Raw genomic sequence first — 12,716 nt, forward strand, 5'->3', positions numbered from 1 at the left:
TCACCTTGTCCAGCCTGTGGATAACTCCCCCGTCACCCCCTGTGAACAGCGCTCAGTCCAGGCCGAGTTCGTCCTTCGAGTAGGCGAAGAGATACGGCACTCCGGCGCCCTCCTGGATCTTCTCGGCCGCGCCCGTGGCCCGGTCGACGATCGTCGCGACGGCGACCACCTCGGCCCCGGCCTCGCGCACCGCCTCCACCGCGGCGAGCGGGGAACCGCCCGTGGTGGAGGTGTCCTCGACGACCAGGACCCGGCGGCCCTTGATCTCCGGGCCCTCCACGCGCCGCTGCAGGCCGTGCGCCTTCGCGGCCTTGCGGACGACGAAGGCGTCCAGCCTGCGGCCGCGCGCGGCGGCCGCGTGCAGCATGGCGGCCGCGACCGGGTCCGCGCCCATGGTGAGCCCGCCGACCGCGTCGAAGTCCAGGTCGGCGGTCAGGTCCAGCAGCACCTGGCCGACCAGCGGCGCGGCCTCGCCGTCGAGGGTGATGCGGCGCAGGTCGACGTAGTAGTCGGCCTCCAGACCCGAGGAGAGGGTCACCTTGCCGTGCACCACGGCCTTGTCCTTGATCTGCTGCAGCAGGGCGCCACGTACGTCACTCATACGAGTCAGCTTAGGTCCTGCCGCAGGGGCCCCTCACAGGCGACGCCAGCTCCAGGTGGTCGTGGCCTCCAGCGGGTCGATGGGTGTGACCAGGCGCGGAAGGGTGTTGAGGCCGTTCGGCGGGCCGGTCTGCGGCTCCACGCACACCGCCTCCTGCTGCTCGTCGTACACCACCACCCACTCCTCCCGGCTGGTGACCTTCAGCTCCAGTCGTTCCGGCCAGGTGAGGGTGACGTCGACGCCGCCGGGCATGCCGAAGCAGTCGTCCCAGGGGCCGGGCTTCGGGTCGATGCGGTTCCCGGTGGGCAGATGGTCCTCGCCACGCTCCTCCTGCCAGGCCGGGCTGAAGTCGACGCGTACGTCCTGGCCGTCCAGGGTGCGGTTGAACCAGGGGTGCCAGCCGATCTGGGCCGGGAACGAGGACTCGTACGTCTCCACGGACATGGTGAGCGTCAGGGAGTCACCGGTGAGCGTGGCGAGCTGGGTGACGCGGCCGGCGTAGGGCCAGGGGGCGACCAGGTCGTGGGTGAGGACGGCCTCGGCCAGGTCGGCGCGGGCCACGCGCCAGGCGCCGTCCCGGACGGTGCCGTGGATGGCGTGCGGCGGGGCGTTGAGGGGCATCCGGTGGACCGTGCCGCCGTCGCGGAAGCTGCCCTCCCGGATCCGTCCGCACCAGGGGACCATGGGGAAGCACCCGAACCGCTCGCCCTGCCGCAGCAGCTCCCTACCGCCGACGCGCAGACTCCTCACGCGCCCGCCGTTGCCCGGCGCCAGCACGACTTCCGCGTCTCCCGCGGCCAACGTGATCTCGTCGTTACTCACGAGGCCGACCCTACTTGGCCGATCAAGAGGACGTACGACAGCGCCGCAACGCCCGAACGGTCAGCGGCGCCGGCGGAGCAGGCGGCCGGCCACGATCGCCGACGCCACGATCAAGGCCGCCGCCGGGGCCGCCCAGCGGAGCGTCGCCGTGGCCGAGACGGTCTCCGGGGCCGGTACGGGGGCGTAGCGGCCGCGTGGAGGCGCGTGGTCGACCTCCTCGGCGCTGCGGCCGATCATCGTGCGCCGGGCGTGCGCGGCCTCGGCAGGGGGCTCGCCCTCACCGCCGAGCTCGTCGTCGGGCTGGTCCCGGTCGGCGAAGGGGTCGAGGGACGGCGGAGGGACGTCGGTGTCGAAGACCGAGGGGGCGGGGGCTTCCGCCGACGCCTCGGCAGAGGTCTTCTCCGACGTGTCCTCCCGCTCCTCGGCGGGAGCCGCCCCCGACGTGACGTCAGTGTCCTTGCCGAAAGCCTCCTCTGACGCCTCGCCGGACACCGGAACCGGCTGCCCCAGGTTCTCCGCGAACCGGCCGAGCAGCCGTACCACCGCCGACGCCACCGCGTCCCCGGGCAGTTCCGCGATCCGGCCTTCCCCCGCGGCCGTACCCGTGAACGCGACCGTCGTGCCGTCCTCGGCCGGGAGGAGACGTACCGACAGGGACATCTTCACCGTGCCCGTGCCGCGGGCCTCCGCCGCCTCCCCCTCCATCGCGTACGAGCCGTCGTCCTGTCCCGCGACCCGCAGTGTGCCGCGGTAGGTGATCGTATGACCGCCGGCCCGCACCTTCAGACGGCCGGCGACGGGATCGGTGCCCGCATCCTGTTGGAGCCCGGGGATCGCGCGGGCCACCCGGGCGGGATCGGCCAGCGCCTCCCTGAGCCGCTCGGCAGGAACCGGAACGAACACCTCATGCTCCATGTCTGCCGAGCCTACCCAGCATGGCCCGAACCGCACCCCGCATCGCGTGATTCGCACCCCCGGAGGGGGAACCGCGCGTTCACGTCGGGTACCTCGGGTGCACCAGCGTCGACGCCGGCAGGCCCGCCACCCGGGTGCGTGCCGCCGCCTGCGCGTCGGCCCACAGGGAGGTCCGGGTCAGGGCGGGCAGGCGGGGCTCGCGCGGGTCCAATGTCAGGGCGGGGCGGGTACGAGCGGCGAGTACGAAACCCCAGTCGCGCGGGGCCCGGGACACGCCCGGCGAGCGGTCGGCATCCGGCACGGCGCCGGAGGCCCGGCGGACGACGCGGTACGAGGCCGTCCGCAGGCCCGCAGCCCGTACCGTCGCCTCGACCGTCCAGAAGGCACGCGGACGGGAGGTCACCGGGCCCGCGTGCACCACCAGCCGACCGCCCGCCGAGAGAGCGCGGCGGGCCAGACCGTAGAACTCCTGCGAGTACAGCTTCGTGCTCGCCGTGATGCCGGGGTCCGGCAGGTCCGCGATCACCACGTCGTACGTCCGCCGGGTGTGTCTGAGCCAGCAGAACGTGTCCCCCGTACGGACCCGGACACGCGGATCGGCGAAGACGTGGCCGTTCAGCGCGGACAGGGCCGGGTCGCGGCGGGCGAGCCGGACCAGCACCGGGTCCGGCTCGATCACGTCGACCCGCTCCACGCCCGTGTGCCGCAGCACCTCGCGCGCCGCGAGGCCGTCACCGCCGCCGAGGACGAGCACGCGCGCGTGCGGGCCGCCGCTCATCGCGGGGTGCACGAGCGCCTCGTGGTACAGGCCTTCGTCGCGGCCGCTCACCCGTAGCCGCCCGTCCAGGAAGAGAGCGAGGGGGTGGCCGCGGGTGCCGCCGGCCAGCACCACCTCCTGGACACCGGTGCGCACCGCGACCCGGACCTGCCCGCCGTACACCGCCTGGCGTGCCGCCCGCTCGAAGTCGTCGACCAGGACGGCCGCCGTGGCGAGCAGGCCCAGCACGACCAGATTGGCGACCACGAGCAGCCGGTATCCGCGACGGGACAGGTCCCGCCGGAACAGGCCGAGCACCAGGGCACCGCCCGCCACCGCGTTGACGCCGCCGGTGAGCAGGGCGCCCCTGAGCTCGCCGAGCTGCGGGAGCAGGAGAAAGGGGAAGGCGAGGCCGCCGACCAGCGCGCCCACGTAGTCCGCCGCGAACAGGTCGGCGACCGCGCCGCCCGCGTCCTGGCGGCGGATGCGCTGGATCAGCTCCATCAGCAGGGGGACCTCGGCGCCGATGAGCAGGCCGATGGCGAGCGAGAAGACGACCAGCAGACAGCGTGGGCAGCCGGACCAGGCTCCACCCCAGCCGCCGGTCCAGGCGAAGACCGCGTACAGGGCCATCGCGCTGCAGCCGCCGACGAGCGCGAGGGCGGCCTCCACGGCGCCGAAGCCGGCCGCGGCGCGAGCGCGGAGCCGCTTCGCGGCGAGCGAGCCGATGCCCATCGCGAAGACCATCACCGACAGCACGACGGACGCCTGGGTGACCGAGTCGCCGATCAAGTACGAGGCCAGTGCGACGAGTTCCAGTTCGTACACGAGTCCGCAGGCCGCACAGACGAACACGCCGACGAGGACGAGGAACCTCCCGGTGCCTGGGCGTACGGGCAGCCGCGCCCGGCTCTGGCCGCCCTCGCCCCAGGGGCGTGGCACGCCGGGTGGTGCGGGCGCGTGCGGATCGATCACGGTCGGAACGCTACGTCACGGTTGCGCTGGGTCCTGTCACCCACACGTGTGGAACTGCCGGGCCCGGGGCGCCCGGGGTCCAGGGGCGGCGCCCCGCGGACGGCCACCCCAGCACCCTGGCTCATCGGCGCGAACGGCCTCAGACGCCGGACGGACTGAGCGCGCCCGGGCTCGGCTGCGCCTCGTCCGGGTCGCGTGCCGTCGGCTCCCTCACGCCCACCCGGGTGCGCGTCGCCACCAACTGGCCGTCCTGCGGGTACGCGTGCCAGGTGCGCCAGTGGACCTGACCCTCGTGGTGCTGGGCCAGCAGCGCCGTGAAGGCGTGCGGGCTGCCCGGGAAGACGCCGGCCAGGCCGTTGGGATGGTCGGAGACCAGGGCCAGCAGCTCCTGGGCCCGACCCGCGAACGAACCGGGCGACAGCACCTCGACCCGGGCCGCGAACTCGTACTCCCAGTCGCCGACCCGCTTGGCGACACCCAGCGGCAGCGGGGCGCTGGAGCCCGCGATGCACGCCACCGTCTCCGAGCAGTTGCCCCGCTCCTCCTGCAGGAGCACCTGGTGGGATGCGCCGAGCAGTCTCAACTGGAGCTGGGCTCCGGCGAGTTCCAGGTCGAGCGTGGCCAGTGCGGGCAGCGGCTCGCGGCCCAGGGTCCACGCGAGGTCGGCCGCACGCGTGTCGGTGTAGGAGGTGTTCAGGGTGGTGAGCATGGATCGGCTCCGCTAGCACGCAAAGTGAGGAGTGGGTGCGGCGCACCCCGGTCGTGGCGCCGGATGGGAAGGCCGGCTCAGCCAGTCGGGTGGTACGTCCGGTTGGCCCGGTGGGGAGGAACGCCTGGGGACAGGTGTCCGAAAGGCGTCCGCGGGCTGCTTTGGGTGGTTGAGAGGGAATCATGAACTGTGGCGCCGCCACAGCGTTTTTACCCAAGTCCGCCGGGTTTCCATCCCCCCGAGGGCTCCACAGCTCAACTGTTCAACTACGGCGTACGCCAGTGGCATTGGCGCATATGGCATACGCTCCGTCGCGGCCGGGCAACGGGGCGCGCGCCCAGCGCACAACGCCTGCGGCACGCACCCTCACGCCCCCTCTGCCGGGGGACTCACACGCCCGGTGCTGACGCGCCGGTGCCGCCCCCTGCCGAGCCGTACCGGGTCGCACGCGCGAGTGCCCGCCGGGACGTTCTCCCGGCGGGCACTCGCCCACCCCGGATGCGCGTTTCCGCGCGGAGCTCGGCTGCCCCGTGTCAGCTGCCTCCGCCGCATCCGCCCCCGCCGCAGGACGAGTGGCCCCCGCCGCAGGAGTGACCCCCGCCGCAGGAGTGGTGACCGCCCGAGTGGCCACCCCCGTGGTGGCCGCCCGACGACGAACCACTGTCGCCCCCGGCGGCCCACCAGCTGCCGCCGTCACCGCCGCCGGCGGAGCTGCGGGAGCTGCGCGACGACCGCCGCGTCCGTGGGCCGTGGCCCCTCGACCGCAGCGCCGGCTTCCTGGAGCGGCGGTCGGCCATCACGAGGAGTACGACCACGACGATGCAGACGATCGCCAGACCGATACCGATGATCACGGCGGTCCCCCTTTCGAATCCCCCGAAGGAGCCCCCGCGGGCCCCTCTGTGTCTCTCGTGTGCACGGGGGATGCCCCGGCGTCCCGCCCGCCAAAGCAGAGTTGAGGAAGTTCTGAGGGTCAACGCACGAAAGAGGCCCCTGACCTGCACAGAAAGGCAGATCAGGGGCCGTCAGGGTCTCACTGGGCCGTCTGTGGGCCGTGATGTTCCTGCGAGGCATGCTGAAACACGGTGTCGATGGCACGCCGGGTTCGCTCTCGGCTGTCGGGCATCAGGTGGGCGTACACCCGCAGCGTCAGCGCCAGGTCGGCATGCCCCATGTACTCGCTGACGGCCTTGATGTTCTCGCCCGCGTCCAACAGCGCGGAGGCGTAGAAGTGGCGGAGGGCGTGCATGCCGTGCTCGCGCGCCGACTCGTACTTGCCGTCACCGTCCGCTTCCGGGATGAGGCCCGCGGCAGCGAGAGCGGGCTTCCACTCCTCGCCGTTGAAGTTGCTCCGCCACACGATGCCCCCTTGCTCAGCCGTGAAGATCAGCCGGGCGGACACCTTCGGCCCTTCCGGCACGTCCCACGGCAACGTGATCTCCACGGGCTTGCAGGCGTCCATGTGCGTCCGGAGGGCTTGCGCCACAGAGTCGGGCAACGGCACGTCCCGCTTCTTGCCGCCCTTGGGCAGAGCGAAGACCGGGTGCCCTTCCACGTGCTTGATCTGTCGGACGACATGGAGCGTGCGCCCGTCAGCGTCGATGGCGTCCTCAGCCAGTCCGAACACCTCGCCCTGACGCAGACCGCATCCGGCGCCGACATCGACCATCGCTTGGTACCGCTCCAGAAGGGCCGATCGAACGGCGAACACCTGGGCGGGCACCCACGGAACTACGGGATGCGCTTCAGGCCTGGGTCGCCGGACGCTCCGTGCGCTGCACGGATTGCGCGACAACAACGAGTCATCGACAGCGGCAGACAGGACCGACTGAACGTCCGCGAAGATGTTTCGGGCGTAGGAAGGGCCCACGCCGGGCTTCGCTTCCAGGGCGGCGAGGAATTCCCTGATGTGCTCAGGCCGGAAGGTCCCGACCGGTCGGGAGCCGAGCACCGGGTAGGCGTGCAGCCGCAGGCGCCGGCCGAGCTCCTTCCTGGCGGTTGCGCTGGGCGTCTTGCTGTCCAACCACTTCTCGGCATACTGCCGGAACGTGATCTGCATGGACTTGGGGTCGGTGTACTGACCGCGCGTCATATCCGTCTCAATGGCGCTGAGCCACTTCTCGGCGAGACGTTTCTTGCCATCTGGGAAGCTCTTGGACTTCTCGGTTCCGTCGGGGCCTACATACCGGGCGCGGTAGCGCATGCCCTTGCCGTGGCGGTCGGTCTTGACCTTGACGGGCTTGCCGTCCGATCCGGTCTCGGACCTGTACCAGCGGTCTTGGATGTGGCCGGCCATCAGGCAGCCTCTCCAAGCCGAGCGTTCACCCAGGCCCGCACATCACCGGGGTCAAAGCGCAGGTGCCGGCCGACCCGGAAGCCGCGGGGACCGGTGCGCTTCCGGCGCCACTGGTAGACCGTCTCCACGCTGGGAAGCTCGAACATCTCGACCAGGTCCTCAGGGGTCAGAAACCGGTTTGGCAGCTCTGAGGCCATGGTCAGCAGTCCCTTTCGTCAGCGAGCAGGGCTGGTAGTTCTTCGCGGGCGGTCTCGCGGTTGAGTTGGATGTCCCGGCGGATGTTGGCGGCGAGCCAGGATTCGCCGGGGGTGTGGCCGTGCCCGGCGTAGACCCAGTGCGCGAGGGTGAGGGTGGTTGCCTCTTCTTCGTCGGGGTCGGGCAGGGCAAGGGCGGCGCGTTGCTGGGCTGCGCGGTAGTCGGCGCGGACCTGGCGGAGGGCGCCGAGGGTGGTGGAGTAGCGGCGAGACTTGGTGGAGAAGTGGCCCCGGAAGCCGAGCATGTGAGCCCAGTCGCGTAACTTCCGGTCGGGATAGAGCGCGTGCAGGTCGAGGCAGGCCGCGATGAGCCGGGCAGGATGCTCCGGGACGTCGAGCAGTGCCAGGGCCTCTTTGTTGCCGATGCGGCGGTCTACGGTGCCGGTGGTCTCGGCGGCCTTGGCGACGTAGGAGGCGACGGACTGTTCGGTGATCTCCTCGCCGTGGCCGAAGGAGCTGATGGCCTGGACGTCAAGCTGGGTGCCCCAGCGCAGCGTGCGGGCCGGTTGGTCCCCAGCCGGGGGTACGTCGACTGCGACGCGGGCAGCGGCGGCGCGGATGGCGTCGGTGAGCAGGTCGAGGGTGGCCCAGGCTGGGGGCGAGGTGTCGGGTCCTTCGGGGCCGTCGAAGCGGATCACGGCGTGGAAGTGGACGGCTCCCCGCTTCTGGTACTCGGCGACCTTTCCGAAGGAGACGCGGGACTGTTCACGAGCAGCCTTCTGGGTGAGACCGACCCGCTTCGCGATCTCGCGGCGCAGGTAGATCGTGAAGTAGCGCCACAGGTCGGAGGCGTGGTTGTTCCACAGCACGGCGCCCGCGTAGTCGTAGGTGTCCGGGTCAAGCCCCGGCTGCGCTCCGCTCCGCCGGGCGCGCTTCCCGGCTCCGCTGCGGGCGCCGCTCCTGCCTCCGGCCCGCTCCGCCCGCGCTGCGCCGACGCGCGCCCACGTGCAGGCGGCCGGGTCATGAGTCGATCATCGTAGAAGGCAGCCACGGCGAGAACGAGCCTCCGGCGGGGGCGCTCAGGCTCCGAGATGGCGGGGGCGCCGTTCGCGAGTGCCGGCGAGCAGTGGCGTGCGCGGGGAGCTCCCATCCCGCCTGCCATCGACCCAGGCAAAGCCGAGCAGACGCGGCCCATGGCGTCCAGGTCGTTCGTACAGTGGCGCGCTCCACCTGGACGCCATGAACCACGCCCGCTCCACGGTGTGTGGGCCGACGGCAGACGGGATGGGAGCTGGGGAGAGTGGTGGGCTGGGGCGGGTGCTGAGGGGGGACGACGTCTTGAGTGCCGGTGGCTTGGGTGAGTCGAGCGCGTGGTTGACTGCTGAGGTCGCCGACGACTGGAGAGTGATATGACGCACGACGCAAGGGCCGTTGCTCAGCGCATGTACGCGGCGTTCAACGCTCGTGACCTCGCTGCGGCAGAGACGATCTTCTCCGCCGACTTCGTGAGCCATCCGCTGGGCACCGTCGGCGTCGACAGCGTCGTCAAGGCGTGGAGCGGGCTTCACGCCACGTTCCCCGACATCCAGGTCATCGTCGAGGACATGGTCGTGGATGCGGACAAGGTGGCGGTTCGCACGTCCTTGCACGGTGTCTTGGGCGGCGCAGGCGTCGATGACCAGCCCCTGCCCTCGATGATGGAGATCTTTCGGGTGCTCGACGGTCGCATCGCCGAACTGTGGGGCATATCCACGCTCAACCGCCCGGCGGGTAGCAGCGTGACCCCAGGTTGATCACTTGCGAGATGATCTCGGTGTGCGTAGTGGCGATGGGCTGTGTGGGCGTTCGGCCGTGACCTCTCGTCCTTGTGTCTCCAGGCCACCGATGGAAGGGTCCTGGTCCAGGCACAACGGTTCATCCCAGGGAGAGGGAGTCACTATGACTTACGGCTACATCGCCTCGATGAAAACCCAAACCGGTTCCCGCGACGAAGTCGTCTCCATTTTGTTGAGTGGTGTGGACGGCCTCCGCGAGGCGGGATGCCACCTCTACGTTGTCAGCGTGTCCGACGACGATGACGTGACGATCTGGGTGACCGAGGTCTGGGAGAGCAAGGAACACCACGATGCTTCGCTGGAGCTGCCGGAGACAAAAGCTGCCATCGGCAAGGCGATGCCGATGCTGACGGGAGAGTTCACCAGGCAGGAGGTGTCCGCCGTGGGCGGGCTGGGACTGTAGACGTTGTCAAGACTGCATTAGTCTCTGACACCAGCGCTGACACCAACAAGCACGAACAGCAGCGTTCGGTGCCGGATGTCAGTGGACGATCGACCGAGGCGCAGGGACCGTTGGTCGACGTTGACAAGCCCCTGTGATCAACCTGATAAGGATGAGGCCACAGGTTCAAACTCTGTGAGCTCTAACGAGGTTTCCCCTGAAGGCTGTTTGAGTGACTGGAGCGTCACCTTCCGTACGCGGACACGCAACGTGTGGTGCGATGCCCACGTGAAATCCGGGGGCCGGGCTCGGAAAGCGACCCCCGCCCTGGATCCGTGGACGACTGAAGGGAAGCCCATGGTGCTCCGCGCGCTGGCCGCGACTGGTGTCGCCACATCATTGTTCGGCTCGGCGGCCTTCGGCGGCCACCCGACCCCGCCGCCGGCCCCGATCACCATCGGCAGCGTGACAGCCAACGGTACCGGCTGCCCGCCGGGGACGGCCGCCGTGGCCATCGGCCCTGACCAAACCACCTTCACCGTCACCTACAGCAACTACATCGCCCAGGCGGGGCCCAGCTCGCCGCCGAGCGCCCGCCAGAAGAACTGTCAGCTCAACCTGCTCCTGCACCTCCCCGGTCGCCGCTCCACCTACGCGATCGTATCCGTCACCTACATGGGCTTCGCGTCACTGGCGCCGGGCGCCTCAGGGACCGAGCGTGCCAGCTACCACTTCCAGGGAGATGCCCACACCACCAACTTCACCCATCACTTCCCAGGCGGGTTCAACAACGACTGGCAGACGACCGACACCGTGCACGCCCGGAACCACGCCTACTGCGGAAAGGACCGCACCCTCACCATCAACACGGAACTGCAGGTCGATCCCGGCACCTCGAGCCCGAGCGCCACCAGCTTCATGGAGATGGACTCGACGGACGGCAGCATCCAAACCGTGTACCACCTCGCCTGGAAGAAGTGCCAATGATCTCCTGGCGCTGCGATCTGCGGGTGCGTCCAAGCCAACGGCTCCCGTAATCGGTGGTAGTGCTCATCAGCATGCGGACAAACCCGCCGCGCACGCGGCACCCCGCTCGGGCCGTCTCTGGGCCGTCCGAGGGTGGACGACGACGACAGATGACGACAGCCGACAACCGCACCGCCCCTGCTCAGAGGCGACGCATAGCGCACGTGCGCAGGTACCTATCAGCGAAGCATTGTTGAGGAAGTCCAGAGCTTGGGCGCAGGATGGCGGCCATGACCTCCAGCGCGCGTCCCCTCCTCAACCGGCGGCTCGCCGAGTTCGGCACGACGATCTTCGCCGAGATGTCGGCCCTCGCCGCGAGCACCGGGTCCATCAACCTCGGCCAGGGCTTCCCCGACACCGACGGCCCGCAGGAGGTCCGCGAGGCCGCCGTGCGGGCGCTGCGCGACGGGCGCGGCAACCAGTACCCGCCCGGTCCCGGCATCCCCGAGCTGCGCACCGCGATCGCCGCGCACCAGCAGCGCAGGTACGGGCTCAGCTACGACCCGGGCACCGAGGTCCTCGTGACGGCGGGCGCGACCGAGGCGATCGCGGCGGCCCTGCTGGCGCTCCTGGAACCCGGCGACGAGGTGGTCGCCTTCGAGCCGTACTACGACTCGTACGCGGCCTGTATCGCGATGGCGGGCGGCGTACGCGTGCCGGTCACCCTGCGACCGCACGAGGACGGCAGGAGCTTCCGGCTCGACCTCGACGAGCTGCGCGACGCCGTCACCGACCGCACCCGGCTGCTGCTGATCAACACCCCGCACAACCCGACGGGGACCGTGCTCACCCACGAGGAGCTGCGGGCGATCGCCGAACTCGCCGTCGAGCGCGACCTGCTCGTCGTCACGGACGAGGTGTACGAGCACCTGGTCTTCGACGACGCCGAGCACCTGCCGCTCGCCACCTTCCCCGGGATGCGCGAGCGGACCGTCACCATCGGCTCCGCCGGGAAGACGTTCTCCTTCACCGGCTGGAAGGTCGGCTGGGTGACCGCGGCGCCCGGGCTCGTCACGGCGGTGCGCTCGGCCAAGCAGTTCCTGACGTACGTCTCCTCGGGGCCGTTCCAGTACGCCGTCGCGGAGGCGCTCGCGCTTCCCGACGCCTACTTCGAGGGACTGCGCGCGGATCTGCGAGCCAAGCGGGACCTGCTCGCGACAGGGCTCGCGGAGGCGGGCTTCGCGGTGTTCCGCACCGCGGGCACGTACTTCATCACCACCGACATCCGTCCCCTCGGGCAGAGCGACGGCTTCGCCTTCTGCCGGTCCCTGCCGGAGCGCGCGGGGGTCGTGGCCATCCCGAACGCGGTCTTCTACGACCACCGCGAGGCCGGTGCCCCGTTCGTCCGTTTCGCCTTCTGCAAGCGTACGGAGGTCCTGGAGGAGGCCGCCCAGCGGCTGAAGGCGCTGGCGGGCTGACAGGCGGCCCGCCACCGGCACCCCCCGCCGTACGCCGTCCTCACCGGGCGCCGGGTGTGGGCGGGTGCGCTGGCGGCGCTCGCGGGCCTGTTGTCGCGGGCGCTGGTGCGGACGGCGAGAGCCCGGCCCGCGCACGCCGCCGTGGTGGCGTGCGCCCCGGCCGGGCTCTCCTTCGTCTACGCGGCGTATCCGGTGGTACTGGCCCGGTCGCCCCGCTAGGCGGTGTCTACTCTCCGTCGTCCTCGGGCTCCTCCGCGTCGTCGACGTCCTCCGCGAGACCGAGCTGTTCGACGAGCCACCGGTCGAACTCGATCGCGGCCCGCACCCAGCTGACGGTCGACGAGACGAAGTGCTCCAGACTGACGCCCGTCCCGATCAGCATCTGCGCCTCACCGATGAGGCGGACGGTGCCGTCGTCGTGCGTGTGGCTGTAGACCTTGGGCCACAGGGTGCGCCGGTTCCAGTCGTCGATGGACTCCAGCAGCTGCGGCTTCTCGTCGATCTTGTGCGGGCGGTCGTAGAACGTGCGCACCGAGAAGACCTGCTGGTCTCCCTCGCCGCGGAACATGAAGTACGTACGGAACTGCTCCCACGGCGCGACGAGGTCACCCTCTTCGTCGACGAGGTGCTTGAGCTCCATCTGGTCCAGGAGCTGCTTCACGAGGTCCTGATCCGGAACCACGGGGCCCGCCGGTCCTTGCGGCTGCGGCTCGGGCTGGCCCCCGAAGTTCGGAATCGAGGACGGGTCGATGCTCACCGTGTTCTTCCCTTCGTACGGATTCCGCC

14 protein-coding genes and 1 pseudogene are annotated in these 12,716 nt (G+C 70.5%); 5 read left to right on the forward strand and 10 right to left on the reverse strand.

The features are described 5' to 3' along the window. Window positions 1-52: 52 nt before the first annotated feature. The 9 genes and pseudogenes from pyrE to ASC56_RS16285 form a co-directional block, all read right to left on the reverse strand. Complete coding sequence (gene pyrE / locus ASC56_RS16250; RefSeq protein ID WP_055492124.1) at window positions 53-601, reverse strand: orotate phosphoribosyltransferase; 549 nt, start codon at window positions 599-601, stop codon at window positions 53-55. 33 nt (window positions 602-634) lie between these two features. Beyond that, a complete protein-coding gene (locus tag ASC56_RS16255; protein ID WP_055492125.1) occupies window positions 635-1,423 on the reverse strand; it encodes an aldose epimerase in 789 nt (262 codons plus the stop codon). 60 nt (window positions 1,424-1,483) lie between these two features. Beyond that, the gene (locus tag ASC56_RS16260) at window positions 1,484-2,338 is read right to left on the reverse strand and encodes an SRPBCC family protein (RefSeq protein ID WP_055492126.1); all 855 of its coding nucleotides are present in this window, start codon (window positions 2,336-2,338) and stop codon (window positions 1,484-1,486) included. A gap of 79 nt (window positions 2,339-2,417) precedes the next feature. Then, complete coding sequence (locus ASC56_RS16265; protein WP_055492127.1) at window positions 2,418-4,070, reverse strand: polyamine aminopropyltransferase; 1,653 nt, start codon at window positions 4,068-4,070, stop codon at window positions 2,418-2,420. A 139-nt stretch (window positions 4,071-4,209) separates the two neighbouring features. Next, window positions 4,210-4,779 (reverse strand): DUF2617 family protein, encoded by a 570-nt coding sequence (locus tag ASC56_RS16270; protein WP_055492128.1) that lies wholly within the window; start codon window positions 4,777-4,779, stop codon window positions 4,210-4,212. A 533-nt stretch (window positions 4,780-5,312) separates the two neighbouring features. Further along, window positions 5,313-5,633 (reverse strand): hypothetical protein, encoded by a 321-nt coding sequence (locus ASC56_RS38060; RefSeq protein WP_107309263.1) that lies wholly within the window; start codon window positions 5,631-5,633, stop codon window positions 5,313-5,315. 179 nt (window positions 5,634-5,812) lie between these two features. After that, on the reverse strand, window positions 5,813-7,075 hold the full coding sequence (locus ASC56_RS16275) for a tyrosine-type recombinase/integrase (protein ID WP_055492129.1): 1,263 nt from the start codon (window positions 7,073-7,075) through the stop codon (window positions 5,813-5,815). Continuing rightward, window positions 7,075-7,272 carry an AlpA family transcriptional regulator gene (locus ASC56_RS16280; RefSeq protein ID WP_055492130.1) on the reverse strand — a complete coding sequence of 66 codons (198 nt, stop codon included), beginning with the start codon at window positions 7,270-7,272 and terminating at the stop codon, window positions 7,075-7,077. The genes ASC56_RS16275 and ASC56_RS16280 overlap by 1 nt, the downstream gene beginning before the upstream one ends. A 2-nt stretch (window positions 7,273-7,274) precedes the next feature. Continuing rightward, window positions 7,275-8,231: pseudogene (locus ASC56_RS16285) on the reverse strand (replication initiator); the annotation flags it as partial. A 447-nt stretch (window positions 8,232-8,678) separates the two neighbouring features. On the opposite strand from ASC56_RS16285, the gene ASC56_RS16290 reads away from it, so the two are divergent. From ASC56_RS16290 to ASC56_RS40630, 5 genes are all read left to right on the forward strand, one after another. Further along, on the forward strand, window positions 8,679-9,062 hold the full coding sequence (locus ASC56_RS16290) for an ester cyclase (RefSeq protein WP_055492131.1): 384 nt from the start codon (window positions 8,679-8,681) through the stop codon (window positions 9,060-9,062). Between the two features lie 145 nt (window positions 9,063-9,207). Continuing rightward, window positions 9,208-9,507, forward strand: coding sequence for a putative quinol monooxygenase (locus ASC56_RS16295; protein WP_055492132.1), 300 nt, complete (start codon window positions 9,208-9,210; stop codon window positions 9,505-9,507). Window positions 9,508-9,843: 336 nt separating this feature from the next. Beyond that, window positions 9,844-10,473 (forward strand): DUF4360 domain-containing protein, encoded by a 630-nt coding sequence (locus ASC56_RS16300; RefSeq protein WP_055492133.1) that lies wholly within the window; start codon window positions 9,844-9,846, stop codon window positions 10,471-10,473. A 260-nt stretch (window positions 10,474-10,733) separates the two neighbouring features. Next, window positions 10,734-11,930 (forward strand): pyridoxal phosphate-dependent aminotransferase, encoded by a 1,197-nt coding sequence (locus tag ASC56_RS16305; RefSeq protein WP_055492134.1) that lies wholly within the window; start codon window positions 10,734-10,736, stop codon window positions 11,928-11,930. Window positions 11,931-11,984: 54 nt separating this feature from the next. After that, on the forward strand, window positions 11,985-12,149 hold the full coding sequence (locus ASC56_RS40630) for a hypothetical protein (RefSeq protein WP_159039660.1): 165 nt from the start codon (window positions 11,985-11,987) through the stop codon (window positions 12,147-12,149). Window positions 12,150-12,156: 7 nt separating this feature from the next. On the opposite strand, the gene ASC56_RS16310 is transcribed toward ASC56_RS40630, so the two are convergent. Next, window positions 12,157-12,687: a YbjN domain-containing protein gene (locus ASC56_RS16310; RefSeq protein WP_055492135.1), complete on the reverse strand. Its 531-nt coding sequence runs from the start codon at window positions 12,685-12,687 to the stop codon at window positions 12,157-12,159. Window positions 12,688-12,716: the final 29 nt, after the last annotated feature.

Origin of the sequence: Streptomyces sp. TP-A0356, assembly GCF_001417775.1 — a bacterium.
Classification (GTDB): domain Bacteria; phylum Actinomycetota; class Actinomycetes; order Streptomycetales; family Streptomycetaceae; genus Streptomyces.